Genomic DNA, 24,206 nt, shown 5'->3' with positions numbered 1-24,206 from the left:
CCCCCATCGTGCAGCGACCATTCGTCGGCGGGGGAAGGATAGCGGTTCAACGGCGGCAGGACGATGAGGCCGCGTTCGTGTCCCCAAAAAACAAAACCCCGCCATTCGCGGCGGGGTCCAGGCTGGGAGGAGCAAGCCCCGAAGGGCTCGCGGGTAAACCCAGGATCAGGCGGGAATGCGCTCTTCGACCTCGTGCGGCTCGCGCAGCACATAGCCGCGGCCCCAAACGGTCTCGATGAAGTTGCGGCCTTCCGAGGCATTCGCGAGCTTCTTGCGGAGCTTGCAGATGAAGACGTCGATGATCTTCAGCTCGGGCTCATCCATGCCGCCATAGAGGTGGTTAAGGAACATTTCCTTGGTGAGGGTCGTGCCCTTGCGGAGCGAGAGCAGCTCCAGCATCTGGTATTCCTTGCCGGTCAGATGCACGCGCTGGCCGCCGACTTCCACCGTCTTGGTGTCGAGGTTGACGACGAGGTCACCGGTCTGGATGACCGACTGGGCATGACCCTTGGAGCGGCGCACGATCGCGTGGATGCGGGCAACCAGCTCGTCCTTGTGGAAGGGCTTGGTCATGTAGTCGTCGGCGCCGACGCCGAGACCCTTGACCTTGTCCTCGATGCCGGCGAGGCCGGAGAGGATCAGAATGGGTGTCTTGATCTTGGAGACCCGGAGCTGCTTGAGCACGTCGTAGCCGGACATGTCGGGCAGGTTGAGGTCGAGAAGGATAATGTCGTAATCGTATAATTTACCGAGATCGACGCCTTCTTCCCCCAAATCGGTCGTGTAGACGTTGAAGCTCTCAGACTTCAACATCAGCTCGATCGACTGCGCGACGGCGCTGTCATCTTCAATCAGCAAAACGCGCATGCCAGTTCCCCATAGTCGCCGCTCCTGGGCGTCAGGTCGGCCGCATTCGCGGCACACAACAAAACGCCTTTGAACAACTGATTCGGATCCTGACAACAGATGGTTAACAAATTCTGATTCTGGAACGCAAGCCCTGTAGATGCAATTTTCGTCGAATCGCCCTAAGGTCTTGTGTGCGAAGCAGCTTTCGTTATCCGGTTGCGTTCAAGTTCCACTTTAAGAGACGGGCCTAACCGACTCCCGCGACTCAGCCTTCTTCTGAAGGGGAGCCACGCTCAGTCACAAAGACAGTGACGCAATGATTAACGATGCGGGTAAACACGAAGTTAAGCGCCGTTCAGAAATATGGCGAAACTTAAGGTTTTCGCCACGAAGCCCCGGATTATGAAGGCGATCACCTCATGAAGGCCCTCTAATGAAGGCTCTTGCCGAACAGATCGGCGATATTGACGGCATCAATATTTATGGCCGTGTCGTCGGCGTGCGCGGCCTGATGGTCGAGGTGGCCGGACCGATCCACGCGATGTCGGTCGGCGCGCGGCTCGTGATCGAGACCGGCGGCAACCGTTCCATCCCCTGCGAGGTGATCGGCTTCTCCGGCAACAACGCCGTCGTGATGCCGTTCGCCGGCCTCGACGGCGTGCGGCGCGGCTGCAAGGCCGTCATCGCCAATGCCGCAAATCAGGTGCGGCCTTGCGCGGCCTGGCTTGGCCGCGTCGTCAATGCGCTGGGTGAGCCGATCGACGGCAAGGGGCCGCTGCCGCAGGGCCCGGCGCCGATGCCGTACCGCAATTCGCCGCCGCCGGCGCACTCGCGCAAGCGCGTCGGCGCGCCGCTCGATCTCGGCGTGCGCGCGATGAACACCTTCCTGACCTGCTGCCGCGGCCAGCGCATGGGCATCTTCGCAGGCTCCGGCGTCGGCAAGTCGGTGCTGCTGTCGATGCTTGCGCGCAACGTCGATGCCGCCGTCAGCGTCATCGGGCTGATCGGCGAACGCGGCCGCGAGGTGCAGGAATTCTTGCAGGACGACCTCGGCGAGGAGGGCCTCGCGCGTTCCGTGGTCGTGGTCGCGACCTCCGACGAGCCGGCGCTGATGCGCCGCCAGGCCGCGTATCTGACGCTCGCGGTCGCCGAATATTTTCGCGACGAAGAGCAGGACGTCCTTTGCCTGATGGATTCGGTGACGCGCTTTGCCATGGCCCAGCGCGAGATCGGCCTGTCCGCAGGCGAGCCGCCGACCGCCAAGGGTTACACGCCGACCGTGTTCACCGAGCTGCCGAAGCTTCTGGAGCGCGCCGGCCCGGGCTTGGGCGAGGGCGCCATCACCGCGATCTTCACGGTGCTGGTCGATGGCGACGACCATAACGAGCCGATCGCGGATGCCGTCCGCGGCATCCTTGACGGCCACATCGTGATGCAGCGCTCGATCGCCGAGCGCGGCCGCTACCCCGCCATCAACATCCTCAAATCCGTCTCCCGCACCATGCCGAAATCGGCCGACCCGCAGTTCTGGCCGACCATCCAGAAGGCGCGGGCGGTGATGGCGACCTATGCCGACATGGAGGAATTGATCCGTCTGGGCGCCTACCGCGCCGGCTCCAGCCCCGAGGTCGACGAGGCGATCCGCCTGCACGAGCCGCTGGAGGCCTTCCTGCGCCAGCGCAAGGATGAAAATGCATCGCTGGCGGACGGCTACCGCCAGTTGGCGCAAATCCTCGGCAATTTGGAAACGGAACGCTAACTTTGTCCCGTCATCATCCCATCCCACAGAGTAGCAGAGCCGGTCTTGGCCCCCGTCGGGCCTGTGGGGAGACCGGTGTTGTCCCAATGTGTGTGTTTCTTGCAGCCAAGGGACTTCTGGGGAGTACGAGTCGATGAAGTCACGTGATACCCTCATCCGCCTGAAGAAGTTTCAGGTCGACGAGAAGCGCCGCCGGGTCAGCCAGATCGAGACCATGATCGCCGACTTCCAGCGGATGTCGACCGATCTTGAACGCGAGATCTCGACCGAGCAGGAGCGCGCCGGGATCAACGATCCCTCGCACTTCGCCTATCCGACCTATGCCAAGGCTGCCATCCAGCGTCGCGAGAACCTGACCCGCTCGGCCGACGAGCTGAAGGGCCAGCTCGACGAAGCCAAGGCTGCACTGGCCGAAGCCTTCGAGGAGCTGAAGAAGGTCGAGCTCCTCGACGAGCGCGATCAAGCCCGCGAACGCGCCGAGGAAAACGCCCGCGAGCAGGCCGATCTCGACAGCATCGGCCTGATGCGTGCCCGCATGGGCGCCGTCGCTTGAGACGCTAGCCGCCAGACCTGCGAGAATTTGCAGAACCCGGACCCCATGGGTCCGGGTTTTTGCATGTGCTGTCCACAGTGTGCCGCCGCGCCCCCTTGGTGGTCGGCTTTGTCGCGCGCTATGGTGGCGGAGTGCCAGGGCCTGCGCGGAACGCGACGGGCTGCGCATTGGGGGGCTGAATGCTGACGCCAGCAGAGCTGGTCGGGCTGATTGGGGCGGTGGCGCAGGGCGATCAGGCCGCGTTCGAGCGCCTCTACGTCGCCACGCGCGCGAAACTCTATGGCGTCGTGCTCCGTATCTTGCGCCGACAGGATCTCGCAGAGGAGGTCATTCAGGAGACCTACGTCAAGATCTGGAACAGCGCCGGCCAGTTCAATCCCGCTCTCGCGTCGCCGATCACTTGGATGGCGTCGATCGCGCGCAACCGCGCCATCGACATCGTGCGCAAGAAGACGGAAGTCTCCATCGAGGAAGAGCCGCAGGCGATGGAAGTCGCAAGCGACAGCCCCGATCCGCTGGCGCGGCGGGAGATGACTGAGGAATTGAGACGGCTGCTCGAATGTATCGGCCGGCTCGAGCCGGACCGTCAGAGGCTCGTGCTTCTCGCCTATTACAACGGCTGGAGCCGCGAGCAACTGGCGGAGAAATTCGCGGCGCCGGTCAACACGGTGAAGACGTGGCTTCGGCGCAGCATGTTGGATATTCGCGAATGTCTCGGGCTATGAGGGCTTGGACTATGAAGGCTTGGGCTATGAGAGCTCGTACGGTGAGGGTGGGTCTGGACCGCAAGTGATGGCCTATACGGAGGACCATATCGCGCTCGCCGCGGAATATGCGCTCGGCACGCTCGACGCCGGCGAGCGCGCGCAGGTCGAGACCATGATGGCGGTGGACAAGGGGTTCGCCGATCTGGTGCAGGCGTGGGCATTCCGCCTCGGCGTCCTCAACCAGATGGTCGGCTCGATCGAGCCGCGTCCGATCGTGTGGGAGAACATCAGTTCCGAGCTCGCGCGGACCGGCTTTGCGCAGGATCCGCCAGCGCTGCCGGACGCAGCACCGCCGCCACTCGTGCCGGAGTTTTCCTCGCCCGACACCATGCCTCCGCAGGTGCCGTCGGAGACTATGCAGCAACCGCCGCCGCAGCCTCCCGAAGTGGAGCAGCCCGCCGCGGCGCGACTTGAGTCCGATGCGATACCCGACGTCGTGCCGATCTTCATGCCGCAGGTCCACGCGCCGAACCCGGATGTCGTGCGTGCGCCACCGCCGCCGGTTGCCGACAACAGCAACGTGATCCGGCTCGAGGGCCGCGTGAAGCGCTGGCGCACCATCGCATCCGCCGTCGGCGCGCTCGCGGCCGCGCTGCTCGTGACGCTGTCGCTTCAGATCTTCCTGCCCGACGCGCTGCCGGGCGGCTTGCGACCGCCAGCGCGCATCCAGACGGTCGAGGTGAAGACACCGGCGCCGCTCCCGGTATCGTCGCAATATGTCGCGCTGTTGCAGGGCCAGGGCGGAGGTCCCGCCTTCATCCTCACCATCGACGGTGCGACCAAGAACTTTACGGTGCGCAAGGTCGGCGCGACACCGGAGCCCGGCAAGAGCTTCGAGCTCTGGCTGATCTCCGACAAGCTGCCGCGTCCGCGCTCGCTCGGCGTGATCGGCGCCGGCGATTTCACCGCACGGCCGGTGCTTGGTTCGTACGATGCCGACGTCGTCAACGGTGCGACCTACGCCGTCACCGTCGAGCAGGCGGGCGGTTCGCCGAACGGCCAGCCGACCTCGGCGCCGGTGTTTTCCGGCAAGCTGATCGAGACCGTGCCGCCGTCACAGCCGCAGGCGCCCGCCAAGAAGTAATCGTCGTAGCTCGGATGGAGCGCAGCGCAATCCGGGACCACTGCCCTGTATTCCGCTTTGCTCCATGGGGCCTACAAGTGCGTAAACCTGTCGCCACGGTCCGTCCCACCGTCGTCTTCCGACAAATCCCGCCAAATCCGCCCCCGATTTGAACCTCTCCGCGTTTCGCGGCGTCAAATGCCCGGAATTTGCAGTCGGCGCCGCCAATCATGGTGCCGGAGAGGGGCGAGAAATCAGATGGATGCAACGAAAACGTCGGGCATCTTCATTCACCAATACGCGGGATTGCCACACGGCCAGGCCTTCGAACATTGGCGCGAGCGGACTTTCGGGGCCTGCGGCCTGGATATCGGGCCGAGCCGGGGCGACAGCATCGATTGCCGGCTCCAGGTCAGCGTGGTCGACAATATCGCGCTTGCCATTCCCGAAGGCGCCTCCGCGCAATATTCACGCACCCAAAGCCACCTTGCCGACGGCAGCGACGATCTCGTCCTGATCGCGGCGCATGCGGGTCTCGTCCGCGTCGGGCAGAACGGCCATGCGGTGGAGCTTGCGCCGGCGCAGATGGTGCTCGTCGACATGGGCATCACCGGCACCGTCGGTCACACCGAGGAAGATCGCTTCACCACCATCCGCATGCCGCGCCGCGCGCTGCTCGACATCAATCCGCGTGCCGAGGACAAGCTGTCGCAAGTCCTCTCGGACGGCGCGGTCGCCGAGACGATCTTGCGCTACCACTCCCTTGCCGCCCATCATGCGCCGCATCTCGACGCCGTCGGCCAGCGCCTCACCGCGCAGCACATGGTCGATCTCGTCGGCCTCCTGCTCGGCACCGACGCCGAGCATGCAAGTCTCGCGCGCGGACGAGGTCATGCGGCGGCCCGTCTCGATCTCATGCGCGCCGACGTGATGGCTGCGCTTGGCCGCAACGATCTCTGCCTGTCCGAGATTGCCACGCGCTCCGGCCTGAGCCCGCGCCAGGCCCAGCGCCTGTTCGAGCAGGCCGGAACGACCTTCACCGAGTTCGTGCTGGAACAGCGCCTGCTGCAGGCGCGCAAGCTGCTCGGCGATCCCCGCGCCAGGACCCGCAAGATCAGCGACATCGCGCATTCGTCGGGTTTCTCCGATCTGTCCTATTTCAACCGCGCTTTCCGCAAGCGCTTTGCCGCGACGCCGTCGGAACTGCGCGAGGCCTGAGCGCGCCGAGAATTTGTGCGGCGCGCCGGTGCCACCGCAGTTGGTCCGCCCGGCCGGATGAGTTATATCTGTCTGCGCGGTCAGACGGCTCGATCGTTCGTCGCTTCCTCGTCGCTCTCTTGGGAAATGCAGTCAACGGACATGGCGCGTATCGTCGTGCTCGGCGCCGGGTTTGCAGGTCTGTGGGCGGCCATCGGTGCCGCACGCAAGCGCGAAGAGATCGGCGCGTCCGGCGGTGACATCGAGATTCGTGTCATCGATCGCAATCCGTATCACAACATCCGCGTCCGCAATTACGAGGCCGATCTCAGCGAGGTCGCGCTTCCGCTGCCGCAACTGCTCGATCCGATCGGCGTCAGTCACGGGATCGGCGAGGTCGAAGCCATCGATCCGGCACGGCGCGAGGTTTCGCTGGTCACGGGTGGCGGCGACGAGACGCTGGCTTATGACCGGCTGGTGCTGGCGCTCGGCAGCGAAGTGATGCGTCCCGACATTCCCGGCCTTGCCGAGCATGCTTTCGACGTCGACACTTATGCAGCAGCGCTGCACCTCGAGGATCATCTCACCTCGCTCGGACGCAGCGTGCCCGCACCGGGGCGCTCGACGATCGTCGTGGTCGGCGCCGGCTTCACCGGCATCGAGGTCGCGGCCGAGATGCCCGACAGGCTGGCGCGCGCCGGCATCACGGGCAGCCGCCGCATTATCCTGGTCGATCCCAATCCTGTGGTGGGCGCCACGATCGGCGCGCATGCGCGTCCCGTCATCGAGACGGCGCTGGCCTCGCTCGACGTCGAGACACGGCTTGGCGTCCGCGTCGTCTCCGTCGAGGCCGCCGGCCTGCGCCTGAGCTCGGGCGAGTTCATTCCGACGCGGACGGTGATCTGGTGTGCGGGGATGCGCGCGAGCCCTTTGGCCGCGAGCTTCCCGGACGCACGCGATCGCCTTGGACGGCTTCTGGTCGATCCCATGATGCGGGTCGCGGATGTCGGCGGCGTGTTCGCGGCCGGCGACGTCGCCTCGAGCGTGGTCGACGGCTTGCATCCGACCGTGATGTCCTGCCAGTTCGCGCGTCCCATGGGCCGCTTCGCCGGCCACAATGTGGTCGCCGATCTCGCGGGCCTGCCGATGCTGCCGCTCCGGATCGACTGGTACGTGACCGTGCTCGATCTCGGCGGCTGGGGCGCACTCTATACGGAAGGGTGGGACCGCGAAGTCCGCGCCACTGGCGCCGCCGCGAAGGCAACCAAGCAGACCATCAACCGCAGGCGCATCTATCCGCCGCTCTCGGGGCGCAAGGACGAGCTGTTCGCGGCAGCTGCGCCAACCGTGCAGGCGCCGCCGCCGACTTATGGGGCGCGGTAGTATCGGTGCCCGTTGGGGGGTGACTGCGGTACGTTTTCCTTCGTCATTGCGAGCGTAGCGAAGCAATCCAGAATGTCTCTGCGGAGGGGTTTTGGATTGCTTCATCGCAACAGCTCCTCGCAATGACGGAGCTGGACGCGCGTGCGCTCACGATGACGGCATACCCCGGACATGAGAAAGCGCCCGTGGGGGGCGGGCGCTTTCTGTAGTCGACTTGGGGTTGGGGTCGTCTACATATCCACGTGGCGACTTTGGGGGGCTGATAAAGAGCCGCGTGAATTCCTGAAACTCAAATCTCCTTAGCGAACGAGGGACACGTTCGCACTGGTGATAGCGATCGGCTTGCCGGCCTTCATGACGCGAGCGGTCTGGGTCAGGCCTTCATCTGAACTCGTACGCGCGGTGATCCCGAGACCCGCCACCGCGATGCCGGCAACGAGCGCGACAACCACGATCTTGAGGTGGGTCGAGCGATCTGCGCTGTAAATCGAGTGGTTCATGGAAGGCTCCTGCCGCCATCTACCCGAAGTAGTCGCCTGCGTGTTTGGGCAGGTTCATTCTTCCGGTGCCCAACAACCTAGTATTGGGAGGATTCGTTCCCAAGAGGCGATCACAAGAGCGTGACAGGACGTGAGAAGCCGCGATCAAAAACGGCTCTAGATCGTGCAATTTTGCAATTATTTCAAAGCTGTAATGTGTCTGTCAGGCGCCTTCCCGACCGTTGATCGGCAAGGCGCCAAAAGCTTAAAAACCATTTGCATGTGGCCAAAAAACACACGGCTTCTTAAGGCAAATCAGATGCTTCCGACCGTTTTCAGTCTCGCCCTGGGGTGGATTTCAGCCTGCGACAGCACGGTCGTCTGGGCCCGGAACCGCTCGACCAGGGAACGCACGAAGGGACGAATTGCCGCAGAGGTGACCAGCACCGGGGCCTCGCCTTCGCGGGCGGCGCGCTCGAAGGCCTCGCGCACGCCGGTCATGAACTCCGACAGCTTCGAGGGCTGCATCGCGAGGCTTCGCTCCTCGCCCTGGCCGATAATGGATTCGGCGAAGGCTTGTTCCCACCGCGCCGACAGCGCGATCAGCGGCAGATACCCGCTGTAAGAGGTGTTCTGCGCACAGATCTGCCGTGCCAGGCGGGCGCGGACGTGCTCGACGATGGTAGCCGGATTGCGCGAGAAGGCGAGCGAGTCGGCGATGCCTTCGAGGATGGTCGAGAGGTCGCGGATCGAGATGCGCTCGGCGAGCAGCAGCTGCAGCACACGCTGGATGCCGGAGACGGTGACCTGTCCCGGCACGATGTCCTTGACCAGCTCGCCTTGCTCCTTCGGCAGCTCCTTGAGCAGCTTCTGCACCTCGCCATAGGAGAGCAGGTCCGACATGTTGGCCTTGAGCAGCTCGGTGAGGTGGGTCGAGAGCACGGTCGCGGCGTCGACGACGGTATAGCCCTTGAGCGAGGCCTCCTCCTTGAGGCTGGCATCGACCCAGGTCGCGGGCAGGCCGAAGGTCGGCTCGGTGGTGTGGATGCCGGGCACCTGCACCTGGCTGCCGCCGGGGTCCATGACCATGAACTGGCTCGGCCAGATCTTGCCGGTGCCGGCGTCGACCTCCTTGATCTTGATGATGTAGGTGTTGGCTTCGAGCTGGACGTTGTCGAGGATGCGCACGGCGGGCATCACGAAACCCATCTCGATCGCGAGCGAGCGGCGCAGCGCCTTGATCTGCTCGGTGAGGCGATCGGTGCCGTCGGGACCGTTGACCAGCGGCAGCAAGGCATAGCCGAGCTCGATCTTGAGGTCGTCGATCTTCAACGCCGCGGAGATCGGCTCCTCCGCCGCAGCGGAGCCGGCTGCACCCGGCGTTCCCGGCGCAGGTGCGGTCTTCGCAACTTCCTCAGCCCTGGCATTTGCCCGGTTGCGGTTGCGGGCGTGCCAGGCGAGCGCACCGGCGCCGGAGCCGAGCGCCAGGAAGGGGAGGGTCGGGATGCCCGGCAGGGCCGCCAGCACCAGCATGACCGCCGCGGACATCGCCAGCGCCTGCGGATATCCGGAGAACTGCTTCATCAGCGCCTTGTCGGCGGCGCCGGACACGCCGGCCTTGGAGACGAGCAGGCCGGCCGCGGTCGAAACGATCAGCGCCGGCACCTGGGTCACGAGGCCGTCACCCACGGTCAGCAGCGTGTAGCTGCGGCCGGCGTCGGCAAAGGACAGGCCCTGCTGCGCCACGCCGATGATCATGCCGCCGACGACGTTGATGAAGACGATCAGGAGGCCGGCGATGGCGTCGCCGCGGACGAATTTGGAGGCACCGTCCATGGCGCCGAAGAAGCCGCTCTCGTCCTCCAAATCCTTGCGCCGCTGCTTGGCCACGGCCTCGTCGATCAGGCCGGCGGAGAGGTCGGCGTCGATCGCCATCTGCTTGCCGGGCATGGCGTCGAGGTGGAAGCGCGCCGCGACTTCGGCGATGCGGCCCGAACCCTTGGTGATGACGACGAAGTTGACGATGATCAGGATGGCGAAAACGATGATGCCGATGACGAAATTGCCGCCCATCACGAAGCTGCCGAAGGCCTCGATGACGTGACCGGCGGCATCCGTGCCCTCGTGCCCGTGCGACAGGATCAGCCGGGTCGAGGCCATGTTCAGCGACAGCCGCAGCATGGTCGAAATCAGCAGGACGGTCGGGAAAGCGGAGAATTCCAGCGGCGCCTGGATGAACAGCGACGTCATCAGGATCAGGATCGAGAGCGTGATCGAAATCGCCAGGAACAGGTCCAGCACGATCGCAGGCAGCGGAAGGATCAGCACCACCAGGATGGTGAGGACGCCGAGCGCCAGCGCGATATCGCCGCGCTTGAGGATGTTGCCGATCTCGGCGAGGGTGGGGAAACCGGCGTTTGTGCCGCCTACGCCCTGTCCCGCGGTGACGTCGACCATGGTAGCTGCCCCTCCGCGCGACTGCCGTCCGCGCGCCCCAAATGTCTGCGCGGCGGCCGAAGGGCCGCCGTTCCGAAAGTGAGGCACCGCACTGGCGTCCACAGGGCAATCCCCGTTCTACGCGGCTGACGACACTCGACTCCACTGGGCAATTCTTGCCGGGTGTATGGTTAGCAAACGGTTAATAAAGGCTGCGGCATGGGGGCTGACCGGGGTATTTCGGCCATCTGGCAGGCAAGCAGTCGTCATGCCCGGCTTGTCTCGCCGAAGGCGTGGATGGCCGGGACGAGCCCGGCCATGACTTGTGGAAGCGTCTGGGGCCGAAATCGGCGGACGGAGCAAGTAGCCCTACTTCGCCTTCTCCATCCGGGTCACCGTATAGCCCGAAGTCGCCTCCTCGGCTTCGAAGGTCACCTTGTCGCCGACCTTCACCTGCTTGAGCACGGCCGGGTCCTTGACGCGGTAGACCATGGTCATGGGTTCATCCATGCCGAGGTTCTTCGCGGCCCCGTGCTTGAGCGTGATCTTGCCGGCGCCCTCGTCGATCTTCTTGACCTCGCCGCTGATGGCGGCGCCCTGGGCTGCCAGGGCACCTGTGGCAAGGCCGACGGCCAGCGACAGTGCGGCGGCGATGCGGATGATGCGATTCATGGTGACCTCCCTTGCGTTATTTCACGGTGACGTGGCCGACCATGCCGTAGTCGCGGTGGTCGGGTATCAGGCAGGAAAATTCGAACGTGCCGGCCTTGCTGAACTTCCAGAGGATCTCGGCTGTCTTGCTCGGTGCGAGCCTGACACCGTTGGGATCGTCGTGCTCCATGTGCGGATGCTTCTTCATCTCCACCGCATGCGCGAGATTCTCTTTGGTGGTGGCGAGCAGGAATTCATGGTCCTCCTTGCCGACGTTGCGCAGCACGAAGCGGATCTGCTCGCCGCGTTTGACCTCGATCCTGGCGGGGGCATAGTCCATCTCGTTCAGCAGGATCTCGATCGTGCGCGCGGGCTTCTTGGGATCGCCGGGCTCGCCGGCCGAAAAGGTGCCGTGCCCGTGCTGGTCGTGGGCAAAGGCCGGCGCGGTGGAAAGCGCGGCCAGCGCGAGACCGAGCTTGATCGTCGTCTTCATTGGTGTCTCCAGTTGGTGGTGGTTCATCGAAACGCTCACATCTTCATGTTCTTCATCGGCGGTCCGCCTGGTTGTTGCCGCACGGGCTCCGGGGCCGGCGGCGTGACTTCGTAGGCGACGGTGCCTTGCGGGAATTGGTAGGGGCCCGGATCGCGATAATCGTCGCGCGCGAGGCCCTCGCGGATTTTCATCACGGTGAACATGCCGCCCATCTCGATCGGGCCGAACTGACCGGTGCCGGTCATCATCGGCAGCGTGTTGTCGGGCGCGGGCATCTCCATGTTGCCCATCGCCATGCCGGTCGAGCCCATCGCCATGCCGTCAGGCGCGAGCTTGCCGACGGCCTTGGCGAGATCCTTGCGCGACACCCCGATCATGTTGCGCATGTCGTGTCCCATCGCATTCATGGTGTGATGCGACTTGTGGCAGTGAAACGCCCAGTCGCCGGGGTTGTCGGCGAGCACGTCGAACACTCTGACAGCGCCGACCGGTACGTCCGTCGTCGTCTCCGGATATTGCGCGCTCTCCGGAATCCAGCCGCCGTCGGTGCAGGTCACCGCAAAGCTGTGGCCGTGCAAATGGATCGGATGGTTGGTCATGCTGAGATTGCCGATGCGCACGCGCACCTTGTCGCCGAGCCTGACCGGCAGCGGATCGATGCCGGGAAACACCCGCGCATTCCAGGTCCACATGTTGAAGTCAGTCATCTCGTTGACGCGCGGCAGATAAGTGCCGGGATCGACGCGATAGGTGCTCATGACGAAGACGAAGTCGCGGTCGACCGGGCGAAAGCTCGGGTCGCGCGGATGCACGACGACCATGCCCATCATGCCCATCGCCATCTGCACCATCTCGTCGGAATGCGGGTGGTACATGAAGGTCCCGCTCTTCCTCATCTCGAACTCGTAGACGAAGGTTTTCCCCGGCTGGATGTGCGGCTGCGTCAATCCGCCGACACCGTCCATGCCGCTGGGAATGATCATGCCGTGCCAGTGCACGGTGGTGTATTCGGGCAGTCTGTTGGTCACGAAGATGCGGACCTTGTCGCCCTCGACGGCCTCGATCGTCGGGCCCGGCGACTGGCCGTTATAGCCCCACAGATTCACCTTCATGCCCTCGGCGAATTCGCGCACCACGGGCTCGGCGACGAGATGAAATTCCTTCCAGTCGCCGTTCATCCGGAACGGCAGCGACCAGCCGTTCAGCGTGACGACGGGGCGATAGTCCGGCCCACTGATCGGGTGCAGTGGCGGCTGCATCACCACCTTGTCCATGTGCGGGGCTTCCGGAATGGAGGCGGCCTGTGTGCGGCCGCTGACGACGGATGCGCCGGCGAGCGCGGCGCTACCCAAAAATCCTCGGCGAGAAAACATGTTGGCCTCCATGTCAGTGACCGCCATCGGCAGGCGCTGCCGCGGCGAGAGTGGTTGAATTGTCGCCGTCAGCGGGCGCGCCGCCGCCGTTCACGGCGGTCTGCAAGTCGGATTGGGCAAGGAAAAATCTTTGCCTGGCATCGATTGCGCCGCGCAGCGACGCGAGCCGCTGTCGCGCCTCGGTGAGCAGCGCGAAAATGTCGACCTGCATGCTGGAGAAGCGGAGCTGCATCTCCTCGGTGATGATCTTTCGCAAGGGGATGATCTCGCGCTGATAGTGGCTGGCGATGTCGTAGCCGGAGCGATAGACCCGATAAGCATCGCGCGCTTCGGAGCGTACATTCACGGCGCGTTCGGTCAGCCGGTTGAAGGCGAAATTGTAGGTCTCCGCCGCTTGCCGCACCCGCACCTCGCCGCCGTCGAAGATGGGGATCTGAAACTGCACGTCGAAGCCGCGCTCGCGGAACGGCGCGCCTTCCGGATCCCGGGTGCGGCGGGAGATGCCGGCGAGATCGAGCAGTGTCACGAAGCGCGTCGCCTCGGTGAGGTTCAGCGACTTCGCCAGCGCCGTCAGCTCGAGCCGCGCGATCTGCAGGTCGATGCGATGGGCGACCGCGTCGGCTTCAATCGACGGCAAAGCCTGCGGCCGGCGCGGCAGCGGCGGCAGTTGATTGGGCAGCCGGAAGTCGAGGCCGCCGTCCCACAGCCCCATCAGGCGCGCCAGCTTTTCGCGCGCGCTCGTCGCCGTCTGTCGCGCGGTGGCGAGGTCGGCGGTGGTTTCGGCGTAAAACACCTGTTCACGGGCCTGATCGAGCCTGTTGATCGAGCCGGTTTCGCCGAGCTTGACCGCGAGCTGTGCGGTCGATTCCGCCGTCGCCTTCGCATCCGTCAGCAACGCCACCGTCTCGTTGCCGCCAACGGCGCGCCAATAGACGCGGCGGACATCGGCGGCAAGCCGCAACGTCGCGAGGCTAGCTCGCAATTGCGCCTGGCGGAAACGGTCGCGGGCGATCTCCGAGCGGAACGGCAGGCTGGCGAGCGCGAGGATGTCGCCGACAATTTGACGTTCGATTTCGCTGGCGCCATTGCCCGAGATCCGCGAGACCGAGAACACGGGGTTGGGCGGCAGGCTCTGCTCGACGAGATCGGTCTCGGCCAGCGCGAGCTCGTTATAGGCGGCTTGAAGCCCCTTGTTGTTGAGCAGTGCGATCTGCACGGCGGTCTCGACGCTGAGTGTTCGCGACAGCAACTGGCGAGCGCGCGCGTCGACCGCGCCGGCTCCCTCGGCCGTCCGCACGAAGGCGACATCCTTTTTGATGGTCTGGCTCGTCAGCTCCGAGACGGCATTCATGCCGCTGTCGGGCGAGAAGGCCGCACAGCCCGACAAGCCGAGCGAGGCAAGAACGAGCAGGCTTGGCGCGAGACGGTGTGTCATGGCGCGCTCCTACCGGTCTTGTTTGGGTTGCGGCGCGACGCTCTCGTTGCGCTCGCGCCAGGGTGCCGGCGTCGCGGGCCGCAGGCTGGTGTAGGGCGCAATCGTCGAACGATAGCCGGCGCGCGCGACCTTGGCCGTGGGATCGGCAGGATCAGCGCCGGCGACTCGTGTCGTTGCCGGCATGCAGCCGGATAACGCCAATGCAGTCGCGGCCAGCAGCGGCCAATTGAATCGAAAGTGTCGTCCCCGCGCCGCGAATGCAGCGGCGGACTTCGCCCCGGAAAGCGTAAGCATGAGTCATCCCTGATCTGTCTGGAGACCACAGGCTCGCGCGCGCGGATGCGCGCTCGGCCTGACGTCGTCGTGTGTCAGATCAGGCGATGGGAGGGCGGTAGTGCAGGGGCGCCGCCGCGCTGTGCAGGCTGGCCACGATCTCGGGCGAGCAGGCGGAAACCGGCTGAAGCGGCTTTGCGACGCTGGGCAGGTCGGCCGGCAACGCGCTCACGCACATCATCGCGCAGCACGGTCCCGCCGTACCCTTGCCGCCGTGATGATGAGGGGCCGGGGGCGCGTCCTGCGCGGCGGCCTGGTGATGCGCATGCGGCCCGGCGTGGTCATGCGAGGCGCCGTCATGCGTGTGGCCGGCCTGCATCTGGTGATGCACCGGCACGCGGTCGGCGACAAGCGCATCGTCGAGGCACGGTGCTGGAGCGCTACCCCAGGCGAGGCTTGCGGCCGGCGCGAGCACGCAGAACAGATAGGCGAGGGCAATGAAGCGCCCCACCTTGATCCGCATCGATCGTGTCAATCGCAGCAACATTCCGCCGACATGCTCTCCGCGCCGCCATGTTGCATGCGCTCATTTGCAAAATAATGGCAAAACGCGCGTTCGCCAAGCTCCATCTTACCGCAGTGCACCGTGCATGCCCAATATCGCGCCACAATGGTTGACCCTGTGGTGATCCGCGGGCCATGGTCCCGCCCGTGCACGCGCCAAATCAATCAGGACAAACACCCGAAGCATTCACCCCTGATTCGCGTCAGGCCTGGGTGCGCCTCGTCATTGCGCTTCTGATCGGCTCGATCGGCGGCGTCGGCATGTGGGCGATCGTCGTCATGATTCCTGCGGTGCAGGCCGAATTCTCCGCGACGCGCGGTGCGGTGTCGCTGGCTTTCACCCTGATGATGTTCGGCTTCGGGCTTGGCGGCGTCATCGCCGGCAGGATCACCGACCGGTTCGGCATCGTGGCGGCGATGGCGATCAGCATCGCCTTCCTCGGGGTCGCCAATGTGCTGGCGGGTCTGTCCACCCAGCTCTGGCAGTTCGTGGCGGCGTATTTCCTGATCGGGCTCGGCACCTCCGCGACCTTCGCGCCGCTGATGGCGGAGGCCTCGCACTGGTTCGAGCGCTATCGCGGCCTGGCCGTGACCATCGTCGCGAGCGGCAATTATGTCGCCGGCACGATGTGGCCGCCGCTCGTGAGCACGGGCATGCAGACGATCGGCTGGCGCTTCACTCATATCGGCATCGGCCTCGTCTGCGTCAGCCTGATGACCATCCTGGTGCTGGTCCTGCGCGCGCAGATGGGCCACGACAAGGTCAACGATCATGCCAATGCAGCGCCGCCGCGGGTCGACCTCAAGCTCTCGACCAACACGCTGACGGTGCTGCTCTCGATCGCCAGCATTTCCTGTTGCGTCGCCATGGCAATGCCGCAAGTGCATATCGTCGCCTATTGCGGCGATCTCGGATATGGCGTGGCGCGCGGCGCCGAGATGCTGTCGCTGATGATGGCCTGCGGCATCGTCAGCCGGATCGGCTCGGGCTATCTCGCCGACAAGATCGGCGGCATCCCGACGCTTCTGATCGGTGCGCTGGCGCAGGGCTTCGCGCTCGTATTCTACCTGTTCTTTGACAGCCTGACCTCGCTCTATCTGATCTCCGCGATGTTCGGCCTGTTCCAGGGCGGCATCGTGCCGAGCTATGCCATCATCGTGCGCGAGGCGATGCCTGCGAGCGAGGCCGCAACCCGAGTCGGCATCGTGATCTTCGCGTCCGTGTTCGGCATGTCGTTCGGCGGCTGGGTCTCGGGCGTCATCTTCGACGCCACGGGCTCCTACGCAGCGGCGTTCACCAACGGCGTGGCGTGGAACGCACTCAATATCGGCATCGTGTTGACGCTGCTGATCCGCTCGCGGATGAATGCCGTCAGGACCGGCCCGGGTTTTGCGACCTAGACTGCCTGTCCCGCCTTCAGCAGCGAACAACCCGTGATCTTGTAGCTGCCGTCCGCCTGCTGCTCGAGCGTGTAGAGCGCTTCCCAGGCTTCGCCATTGGCATCGATGATATGGACGTGCTGGGCAATGCGGCTGCCCTCGCTCTTGCTGTCGCCAAATTCAAAGCTCTTGTGCCGATAGACCGGCGGGTAGCCGTTTTGCACCATGGACATGAAGATGTCGGGCGCGGGGAAGATCTCCCGGATCGCCGGCGCGGCGTAGGAGTAGGCCGCGCGCGCGTCGTCGCGGCCGAATGCCTGCTCCTGGGCGCGGATGATATCCTGTGCCGTCGCGACATCGTCGGCGCGTGCTGAAGCGCCAGCCAGCAGCGCAAAAATCAGGACAAGGAGCACACGCATGGCAAAACCTCGCTTGGTCATCCCGGTCAGCGAGGATATCGCCACGCGGATGTTCGGGCAAACAGCCTAATGCGACAGCGGGTCGAGGAAAGGCGTGTCGACCGCGCTGACATAGAAGATCACGACCCTGGTCTCGCCCGTCGTCCGATTGTAGCCGGTCATCGCCACGTTCGGCGGTTCCACCATTGCCTCGCCGGCCTTGACCGTCAGCGGCGGCTTGCCCTCGAGTTCGAGTGTGAAGGCGCCTTCCAGCACGTAGACGGTCACCGGGAAGCGGTGGGTATGATGGACCGTCTTGTCGCCCGGCTTGAACGACGCGGTCATCACCCGCACGGACTGCTTCTCGTCCTTCGGCAAGCCCTCAACCACTTGTTGAAGCACCAGATTCGGTTTGGCGATGTCCTGTGTCCGATGGTCCTGCGCAGTGGCTGCGGTCGACCATCCCAGAACGATTACGGCGCCGAAAGTGAAATGGGGGCGCATCCAAAGTCTCCATTCTAAAGTCGCTGAAGACACCAACCTAGGTGCCGCGGTTCGGGCCCGGCAGCCGCAACATTGCGGCCGGCGGCCGCAGAAGTGCATAATCGCTCCATGTTCGACTGGAACGACCTCAAATATTTCCTGGCGGTCGCGCGGCATGGCAGCACCATTGCCGCCGGCAAGGCGCTCGGCCTCAGCCAGTCGACCGTGCAGCGGCGGCTTGAGGAGCTGGAGCGGCGGGTCGGCCGCGCACTGGTGATGCGTCAGCCGAGCGGCTACCGCCTCACCGAATTCGGTCACATCATGCTGCCCTATGCCGAACGGGTCGAAGCCACCATTGATGACTTCCAGCGTCGGACGGCTGACGCCGAGCAGGACATGAAGGGTGTGATCCGCGTCACCTGTCCCGAGCCGATTGTCGCCCGGCTCATCCAGTCCGGCCTCGTCGGCGACTTTCACACGCTGCATCCCTCGCTGCGGGTCGAATTCGTGATGAGCGATGGCTATCTCGATCTGTCGAAGGGCGAGGTCGATATCGCTTTTCGCTCGGGCGATACCGACGACGAGCTGGTCGGACGCAAGATCGCCGAGTCGATCTGGGCGGTTTACGCCAGCCGCGACTATCTTCACCGGCACAGCAGCCCGGATCGTGTCGAGGACCTCACGTCTCATTTGCTGGTCGGGCTGGACGAATCCCTCTCCAAGCACCGCGCCGTCCCATGGCTGAAGGAGGTCGCGCCCAATGCTCAGATGGCTGCGCGCGTCAACAGCGTGCTTGGCCTCGTTTCCGCGATCAAGTCCGGCGTCGGCATCGGTCCGCTTCCCGTCGCGCTCGGCGATGCCGAAGCCGATCTCGTGTGCGTCCTTGGCCCGATTCCGGAATTGACGCGAAGCTGGCGCATCCTGACGCATCCCGATCTCCGGCGTGTACCGCGGATCGCGGCCTTCTTCGACTTCATCGTGCATCACCGCGAGGCACTGAGGCCGATCCTGACAGGGTGACGCTATCGGTTCCGCTTTGCAGCCGGCTTCGCGGGCTTGGCGGCCACGCGGACCTTGGCCTTCACCACGGGCTGCACCCGCAAACCGTCGACGAACACGTCGAGCATCCGCAGCACCGAGGATTGCCAGCCGGGCTGGTCGTGCATGTAGCACATGCCGAAGAACGCGCGCAGCAAGTCCTCGGGACTTATGTCTGCGCGCATCGCGCCGGCCGCGGCTGCGCGGTCGAGCAGCGAGCCGATCGCCTTGGTCAGGCGCTCAAAGGAAAAGGCATGCAACTCCGACCCGCTCTGCACCGCGAGTGCCAAGGCTGCGACCATGCCCTTCTTGGTGGCAACGAACTCGACGCCTGAGTGCAGCCAGCGCCTGAGCGCATCGACCGGGTCCCCGTTCTTCAACTGCTCGGCGAGCTCGCTGAGCTGTTCGACCTCGCGCCGGTACACCGCCTCGAACAAATCCTCGCGCGTCGGGAAATGCCGATACAGCGTGCCGATGCCGACGCCGGCACGTCTTGCCACCGCCTCCAGGCTCGCCTCGGGACCACCTGCGTTGAACACGGCCTTTGCGGCCTCAAGCACGCGCTCGCGATTGCGCACGGCATCGGCGCGGGGCTTCCGGGTCTGGTCGGTGGTGTGGTCGTCCATCCACGCAATGTAGATCACGAATTGGTTAGATTGAACCCTTGTGGGGCTGCATCGCGTTGATGCGCACGGGCTTTTGACGAATTCCAAATATTTCCCGCCGGCCCTTGTTAAGCGGAGGCTGCCTCCGTATCTTCGCTGAAGTCGTTGCCCCGGATGATGTTCGGGGGGCGCATGTCGACGGCGGCCACGGCGGTGGCGCGCTGCGCGATCACTCATGTCCATATCTGATCGGAGCCTTGTATGAACCACTCCATCAGCCTCACCGTGAACGGTGCGCGGCGCGACTTCGTCCTCGACGATCCGCGCGTCACGCTGCTCGATCTCCTGCGTGAGCGCCTCCATCTGACCGGAACCAAGAAGGGATGCGACCGCGGCCAATGCGGCGCCTGCACCATTCTCGTCGACGGCAAGCGCATCAACTCCTGCCTCGCGCTCGCGATCAGTCATGACGGCGCCGACATCCTCACAATCGAAGGCATCGCGCGCGGCGAGCAACTTCACCCCGTGCAGGCCGCCTTCATCGCCCATGACGGATTTCAGTGCGGCTTCTGCACGCCCGGCCAGATCATGAGCGCGATCGGCATGATGAGCGAGGCGCAGGCCGGCAACGATCCCGAGCGCATTCGCGAATGCATGAGCGGCAATCTGTGCCGCTGCGGCGCCTATGCCGGCATCGTCGATGCCGTGCTCGACGCGCAGGCCGGCATGGACGAATCCAACCAGAGGCGCTCCGCATGAAGCAGTTTGATTACGTCAGGCCGGCCACGGTCGCCGAGGCCGTCGCCGCCGCCGCGCAGCCGGGCGCCGCCTATCTCGCCGCCGGCACTAACCTGCTCGATCTGATGAAGGGCGGCGTCAGCCGTCCGGATCGTCTGGTTGACGTCACCCATCTCGACGGCCTCGATCGGATCGAGCGTCTCGCCGACGGTGGTATGCGTATCGGCGCACTGGTGAGCAACGCCGATCTTGCGCATGACGCTGACTTCGCAAAGTCCTATCCGGCCGTCGCCGAAGCGCTGCTCTCCGGCGCATCGGCGCAATTGCGCAATGCCGCGACCGTCGGCGGCAATCTGCTGCAACGGACCCGCTGCGCGTATTTCTATGACACCGCCAGCCGCTGCAACAAGCGCGAGGCCGGCAGCGGTTGCGACGCGCGTGACGGCGAGAACCGCACCCACGCCGTGCTCGGCTGGAGCGAAAACTGCATCGCCACGCATCCGTCCGACTTCTGCGTGCCGCTGGTCGCGCTCGATGCAATCGTCGAGATCGAGGGTAGGAAGGGGCGGCGCGAGATCGCGCTCGACGAGCTGCATCGCCTGCCCGGCAATACGCCCGAGCGTGAATCGGCGCTTGAACCGGGAGATCTGATCGTGGCGGTGCGTCTGCCGCCCGCTGCGCGGGGCTTTGCCGCGCATGTGCGCTATCTCAAGGTCCGCGATCGAACGTCCTACGCGTTTGCCGTCGTCTCGGCTGCGGCCGCGCTGCGGATCGAGAACGGCAAGATCGCGGAGGCGCGGCTTGCGCTCGGCGGTGTCGCCGCAAAGCCCTGGCGCGCCCGCGCTGGGGAGGACGTGCTCAGGAACGTCGCGCCCACGGTGGACGCTTTCCAGGAAGCCGCCTCGCGCGCGCTCGCCGACGCAAAACCGTCCGGCGACAACGCCTTCAAGATCGAGCTCGCGCGCCGCATCATCGTGCGCGCGCTGAGCCTCGCTGCCGCCGGTACGCCCGTGCGCATCCCCGCGCTGCCGGCCTCTCCCTTTGCCTCGACGTCCGGAGCCATTCATGCCCGAGCTTAATCTCACCAGCGCGCCCGCTCATCTGCGCCATGGCTCCAGCATTGGTCAGCCGCTGACCCGCCGCGACGGCGTGCTTAAGGTCCAAGGCCAGGCGACCTACGCCGCCGACAATCATCCGCCCGGCATGCTGTTTGCGGTGATGGCCGTCGCCAGCATTTCGCGCGGCCGCGTGACCTCGCTCGATGTCACTGCTGCCAAGCGCCACCCCGGCGTCGTCGATGTCATGACGCCAGACCACAAGCCTGAACTCGCGATTGATCCCGAGATCAAGACCAATCCTTTCGTGTTCCGGATGGAGGTGTTGCAGAGCAATGAAGTCCGCTACGCCAACCAGCCGATCGCCGTCGTGATCGCCGAAACGCTCGAGGCGGCCACGGAAGGCGCCGCGCTGCTGGCGCCGCGCTACGAGACGCTGCCCGCGCTCATCGGCCTCGACGCGGGTGAAAGCTTCGTGCCGCCGGTCGTCGGAGTCGGCAACCCCACGGAAAATCATCGCGGCGATGTGGAGGCGGGACTTGCGTCGGCCGAGAAGCGGATCGACGCGGTCTACGAAACGCCGCCGCAATATCACAACGCAATGGAGCCGCATGCGATCGTGGCTGCATGGGATGGCGACAACCTGCAGATCGACATGCCGACCCAGGGTCTCATGCTGTCGCTGGCGCGTGTTGCCGAATTGTTCGGCATCGCGCACGACAAGATCCACATCCGCAGCCCGTTCCTCGGCGGCGGGTTTGGCTCGAAGGGACTCATGGCCGGCCCGCCGGTCCTCGGCATCATGGCGGCAAAGCTCGTCGGCAAACCGGTCAAGTTGGTGCTGCGCCGCGAGCAGATGTACGGCCCGGTCGGCCATCGCGCGCCGACGCGGCAGCGGCTGCGCATCGGCACCGATGGCGAGGGGCGCCTGACAGCGCTGGATCACCACGCGCGCACCGTGTCGAGCACGTTCGACGATTTCTACGAGCCCGCGGCCGATGCCTCGCACACGCTCTATGCGGCACCTGCGATCCGCACCTCGCATGACGCCGTGCGTGTCAACACCGGCACGCCGTTGTTCATGCGCGCGCCCGGCGAGGCGACCGGCTCGATCGCGCTGGAGAGCGCGATCGACGAGATGGCCTGGGCCTGCGGCATCGATCCGCTTGCGTTCCGCCTGAAGAACTATGCCGAGGTCGAGCCGATCACCGGCAAGCCGTTCTCGTCCAAGGCGTTGCGGGCCTGTTACGAGCAAGGCGCGGCGCGTTTCGGCTGGGCAAAGCGACCGCTCCAGCCGCGGCAGATGCGCGACGATGCCGGCCTTCTGGTCGGCTGGGGCATGGGTACCGCCACGTTCCCGGCGCTGATGTTCCAGGCCGAGGCGCGTGCCGTGCTTCGCCGCGACGGTTCCGGTGCCATGGAGATCGGCGCGCATGACATGGGGCAGGGTGCCTGGACGGCGCTGGCGCAGATTGCGGCCGACGAACTCGGGCTTGATATCGACCGCGTCGAGTTCAAGGCGGGGTCGTCCGACCTGCCCGACGCCGGCATTGCCGGCGGCTCCGCGCATACCGCGACCGCGGGTGCCGCGATCCACAGCGCAGGCGCGGCCGTGATTGCGAAACTCGCCAATCTCGCCACCGGTGACGAGCACTCGCCGCTGTTCGGCGCCGGCAACGCCGGCGTGATCGCGCGCGATGGCAGGTTGATCCGGCGCGACGACGAGAGCCGCGGCGAAAGCTACTCCGAGATTCTTGCGCGCGCAGGCGTGGCCGAGGTCGAGGCGCGCGGCACCGGCGCGCCGAATCCGACGGCGATGGAGGAGTATGCGATGCACGCCCATGGCGCGGTGTTCGCGGAGGTGAAGGTCGATCCCGAACTCGGCCAGGTCCGCGTCACCCGCATGGTCGGCGCTTTCGGCGCGGGACGGATCGTCAACCCGCGCATGGTGCAGAGCCAGCTGTTCGGTGGCATGATCTGGGGCCTGTCCTTCGCCTTGCACGAGGAAGCCATCACCGACCGCCGCACCGGCCGGATCATGAACGCCAATCTCGGCGAGTACCATATCCCGGTGAATGCCGACGTGCCGCCGCTCGACGTGATCACGGTCGATGAGCACGATCCGCACGTGAACGCGCTCGGCATCAAGGGTGTCGGCGAGATCGGCATCACCGGCAGTGCAGGGGCAGTCGCTAACGCCGTCTGGCATGCGACGGGCGTGCGTGTCCGCCGCTTCCCGATCCGGATCGAGGAGTTGCTGACGTAGCCTTCAAGCAGCGGCGGGCGAGCCCGTCTCGCTCCCCGCCTGCTAGTGCAGCTTCTTGCGAAGAGCCTTGAGAGCCTCTCGCTGCGACTCGATGTAATTCGCGATGGTCTTGCGCAGCTCCTCCGAATGGAGCTTGTCGCTGTCGCGCTGCACTTCATCGAGTGCGGCCTCTGCATTTGCGAGCGTGATCTTCATAGCGAGCCCTGTTACGAAGCGGCTCCGGAAAGCGGAGGCTGCTTGGCTATGGCTCGAAACATATAGAGGATCAGGCTGCGGAAATTGAGATGGCTCAACCTCCGTAAGATACCGGTGGCTCCGTAGGATTGCGGACAACTTCAAAACGTCGGCGGTGTGCAGGCCGAGATCACCTCGCACGGCTTGCCGCCGACGCAGCGGAAGCGATGCGGACGCCGGCTCTCGAAGTAGTAGGCATCCCCGGGATTGAGAATGCGGCGCTCGTCCTCGACGGTGACTTCGAGCTTTCCCGAGATCACGATGCCGCCTTCCTCGCCGTCATGGACGAGGTGAACGCGCCCGGTGTCGCTGCCGGGCTCATAGCGCTCCTTCAGGATCTGCAGGCTGCGACCGAACAGATTGTCGCCGACTTGCCGATAGGAGATCGGCTTCTTGCCGACCTCGGTCAGCTCTTCGCCGCGGTAGAAGATCTTGCGCCGGCTCTCCGGCTCCAGCGCGAAGAACTCGGCGAGCCCCATCGGGATGCCGTCGAGGATGCGCTTCAGCGCCCCCACCGACGGGTTCATCTGGTTGGATTCGATCAGCGAGATCGTCGAATTGGTGACGCCGGCGCGTTTGGCGAGTTCGCGCTGCGACAGCTTCTGGCGCGCCCGGATGAATCGCAGCCGTCCACCGATATCGACGCTCATGTCCCTGTCCCGTGTTGCAGGTGTTGCGGATCGCGCAAATATGGACCGGCAGCCTCAGTCAAATCAATGGCTTGCAGGCCATCA

25 protein-coding genes are annotated in these 24,206 nt (G+C 65.1%); 11 read left to right on the top strand and 14 right to left on the bottom strand.

All coding sequences use genetic code 11. The features are described from left to right. Positions 1 to 165: 165 nt before the first annotated feature. Positions 166 to 867, bottom strand: a complete 702-nt coding sequence (locus IVB40_RS29140; protein WP_007600544.1) for a response regulator transcription factor — start codon at positions 865 to 867, stop codon at positions 166 to 168. Between the two features lie 415 nt (positions 868 to 1,282). On the opposite strand from IVB40_RS29140, the gene fliI reads away from it, so the two are divergent. The 6 genes from fliI (at position 1,283) to IVB40_RS29110 (ending at position 7,571) form a co-directional block, all read left to right on the top strand. Then, complete coding sequence (fliI, locus tag IVB40_RS29135; RefSeq protein ID WP_106946294.1) at positions 1,283 to 2,608, top strand: flagellar protein export ATPase FliI; 1,326 nt, start codon at positions 1,283 to 1,285, stop codon at positions 2,606 to 2,608. A gap of 133 nt (positions 2,609 to 2,741) precedes the next feature. After that, on the top strand, positions 2,742 to 3,161 hold the full coding sequence (gene fliJ / locus IVB40_RS29130) for a flagellar export protein FliJ (RefSeq protein ID WP_007600546.1): 420 nt from the start codon (positions 2,742 to 2,744) through the stop codon (positions 3,159 to 3,161). Between the two features lie 179 nt (positions 3,162 to 3,340). Continuing rightward, positions 3,341 to 3,886 carry a sigma-70 family RNA polymerase sigma factor gene (locus tag IVB40_RS29125; protein WP_027568201.1) on the top strand — a complete coding sequence of 182 codons (546 nt, stop codon included), beginning with the start codon at positions 3,341 to 3,343 and terminating at the stop codon, positions 3,884 to 3,886. A gap of 67 nt (positions 3,887 to 3,953) precedes the next feature. Beyond that, positions 3,954 to 5,012, top strand: a complete 1,059-nt coding sequence (locus IVB40_RS29120; RefSeq protein WP_027568200.1) for an anti-sigma factor — start codon at positions 3,954 to 3,956, stop codon at positions 5,010 to 5,012. A 237-nt stretch (positions 5,013 to 5,249) separates the two neighbouring features. Continuing rightward, entirely contained in the window at positions 5,250 to 6,209 is a 960-nt protein-coding gene (locus IVB40_RS29115) for an AraC family transcriptional regulator (protein WP_027568199.1), read from the top strand. Positions 6,210 to 6,350: 141 nt separating this feature from the next. Then, a complete protein-coding gene (locus IVB40_RS29110) occupies positions 6,351 to 7,571 on the top strand; it encodes an FAD-dependent oxidoreductase (protein ID WP_247357244.1) in 1,221 nt (406 codons plus the stop codon). A 299-nt stretch (positions 7,572 to 7,870) separates the two neighbouring features. On the opposite strand, the gene IVB40_RS29105 is transcribed toward IVB40_RS29110, so the two are convergent. The 8 genes from IVB40_RS29105 to IVB40_RS29070 all read right to left on the bottom strand — a co-directional run bounded on the left by IVB40_RS29105 (position 7,871) and on the right by IVB40_RS29070 (position 15,234). After that, positions 7,871 to 8,071 carry a hypothetical protein gene (locus tag IVB40_RS29105; RefSeq protein ID WP_247357243.1) on the bottom strand — a complete coding sequence of 67 codons (201 nt, stop codon included), beginning with the start codon at positions 8,069 to 8,071 and terminating at the stop codon, positions 7,871 to 7,873. Between the two features lie 294 nt (positions 8,072 to 8,365). After that, positions 8,366 to 10,507, bottom strand: coding sequence for a flagellar biosynthesis protein FlhA (gene flhA / locus IVB40_RS29100; protein ID WP_247817073.1), 2,142 nt, complete (start codon positions 10,505 to 10,507; stop codon positions 8,366 to 8,368). A 348-nt stretch (positions 10,508 to 10,855) separates the two neighbouring features. Continuing rightward, a complete protein-coding gene (locus tag IVB40_RS29095) occupies positions 10,856 to 11,158 on the bottom strand; it encodes a copper-binding protein (protein WP_247357241.1) in 303 nt (100 codons plus the stop codon). A gap of 16 nt (positions 11,159 to 11,174) precedes the next feature. Beyond that, on the bottom strand, positions 11,175 to 11,630 hold the full coding sequence (locus IVB40_RS29090; protein ID WP_027568196.1) for a cupredoxin family protein: 456 nt from the start codon (positions 11,628 to 11,630) through the stop codon (positions 11,175 to 11,177). Between the two features lie 35 nt (positions 11,631 to 11,665). Beyond that, positions 11,666 to 13,003 carry a copper oxidase gene (locus IVB40_RS29085; protein ID WP_247357240.1) on the bottom strand — a complete coding sequence of 446 codons (1,338 nt, stop codon included), beginning with the start codon at positions 13,001 to 13,003 and terminating at the stop codon, positions 11,666 to 11,668. A gap of 13 nt (positions 13,004 to 13,016) precedes the next feature. Beyond that, positions 13,017 to 14,438 carry a TolC family protein gene (locus IVB40_RS29080; RefSeq protein WP_247357239.1) on the bottom strand — a complete coding sequence of 474 codons (1,422 nt, stop codon included), beginning with the start codon at positions 14,436 to 14,438 and terminating at the stop codon, positions 13,017 to 13,019. 9 nt (positions 14,439 to 14,447) lie between these two features. Further along, positions 14,448 to 14,732, bottom strand: coding sequence for a hypothetical protein (locus tag IVB40_RS29075; protein ID WP_027568193.1), 285 nt, complete (start codon positions 14,730 to 14,732; stop codon positions 14,448 to 14,450). 79 nt (positions 14,733 to 14,811) lie between these two features. Beyond that, positions 14,812 to 15,234, bottom strand: coding sequence for a hypothetical protein (locus tag IVB40_RS29070; protein WP_245287812.1), 423 nt, complete (start codon positions 15,232 to 15,234; stop codon positions 14,812 to 14,814). 176 nt (positions 15,235 to 15,410) lie between these two features. Between IVB40_RS29070 and IVB40_RS29065 the strand changes: the two genes are divergently transcribed. Beyond that, on the top strand, positions 15,411 to 16,676 hold the full coding sequence (locus IVB40_RS29065; protein ID WP_027568191.1) for an MFS transporter: 1,266 nt from the start codon (positions 15,411 to 15,413) through the stop codon (positions 16,674 to 16,676). Here the strand turns inward: IVB40_RS29065 and IVB40_RS29060 are convergent. Next, entirely contained in the window at positions 16,673 to 17,074 is a 402-nt protein-coding gene (locus IVB40_RS29060; RefSeq protein ID WP_247357237.1) for a DUF4864 domain-containing protein, read from the bottom strand. The genes IVB40_RS29065 and IVB40_RS29060 overlap by 4 nt on opposite strands. 66 nt (positions 17,075 to 17,140) lie before the next feature. Then, the gene (locus tag IVB40_RS29055) at positions 17,141 to 17,557 is read right to left on the bottom strand and encodes a cupin domain-containing protein (RefSeq protein ID WP_051462822.1); all 417 of its coding nucleotides are present in this window, start codon (positions 17,555 to 17,557) and stop codon (positions 17,141 to 17,143) included. A 93-nt stretch (positions 17,558 to 17,650) separates the two neighbouring features. Here IVB40_RS29055 and IVB40_RS29050 point away from each other — a divergent pair, with 93 nt between their 5' ends. Further along, positions 17,651 to 18,556: a LysR family transcriptional regulator gene (locus IVB40_RS29050; protein WP_197031158.1), complete on the top strand. Its 906-nt coding sequence runs from the start codon at positions 17,651 to 17,653 to the stop codon at positions 18,554 to 18,556. A 2-nt stretch (positions 18,557 to 18,558) separates the two neighbouring features. Here IVB40_RS29050 and IVB40_RS29045 read toward each other — a convergent pair whose 3' ends face one another. Beyond that, on the bottom strand, positions 18,559 to 19,200 hold the full coding sequence (locus IVB40_RS29045; protein ID WP_247819608.1) for a TetR/AcrR family transcriptional regulator: 642 nt from the start codon (positions 19,198 to 19,200) through the stop codon (positions 18,559 to 18,561). A 240-nt stretch (positions 19,201 to 19,440) separates the two neighbouring features. Between IVB40_RS29045 and IVB40_RS29040 the strand changes: the two genes are divergently transcribed. Genes IVB40_RS29040 through IVB40_RS29030 form a run of 3 tightly spaced genes read left to right on the top strand, consistent with a single transcriptional unit; the run spans position 19,441 to position 23,238 of the window. Further along, positions 19,441 to 19,938 (top strand): (2Fe-2S)-binding protein, encoded by a 498-nt coding sequence (locus IVB40_RS29040; RefSeq protein WP_247357236.1) that lies wholly within the window; start codon positions 19,441 to 19,443, stop codon positions 19,936 to 19,938. Then, positions 19,935 to 20,996 (top strand): xanthine dehydrogenase family protein subunit M, encoded by a 1,062-nt coding sequence (locus tag IVB40_RS29035; protein ID WP_247817072.1) that lies wholly within the window; start codon positions 19,935 to 19,937, stop codon positions 20,994 to 20,996. The genes IVB40_RS29040 and IVB40_RS29035 overlap by 4 nt, the downstream gene beginning before the upstream one ends. Next, positions 20,983 to 23,238 carry a xanthine dehydrogenase family protein molybdopterin-binding subunit gene (locus IVB40_RS29030; protein ID WP_247817071.1) on the top strand — a complete coding sequence of 752 codons (2,256 nt, stop codon included), beginning with the start codon at positions 20,983 to 20,985 and terminating at the stop codon, positions 23,236 to 23,238. Before IVB40_RS29035 ends, IVB40_RS29030 begins: the two co-directional genes overlap by 14 nt. Before the next feature lie 42 nt (positions 23,239 to 23,280). Here the strand turns inward: IVB40_RS29030 and IVB40_RS29025 are convergent, their stop codons facing one another. Both IVB40_RS29025 and IVB40_RS29020 read right to left on the bottom strand, forming a co-directional pair. Continuing rightward, positions 23,281 to 23,433 carry a hypothetical protein gene (locus IVB40_RS29025; protein WP_197031157.1) on the bottom strand — a complete coding sequence of 51 codons (153 nt, stop codon included), beginning with the start codon at positions 23,431 to 23,433 and terminating at the stop codon, positions 23,281 to 23,283. A gap of 140 nt (positions 23,434 to 23,573) precedes the next feature. Further along, complete coding sequence (locus IVB40_RS29020) at positions 23,574 to 24,122, bottom strand: cupin domain-containing protein (RefSeq protein WP_007606338.1); 549 nt, start codon at positions 24,120 to 24,122, stop codon at positions 23,574 to 23,576. Positions 24,123 to 24,206: the final 84 nt, after the last annotated feature.

This window comes from Bradyrhizobium sp. 40, from assembly GCF_023100925.1.
Classification (GTDB): Bacteria; Pseudomonadota; Alphaproteobacteria; order Rhizobiales; family Xanthobacteraceae; genus Bradyrhizobium.
This window is presented reverse-complemented; position numbering and strand designations above follow the sequence as displayed.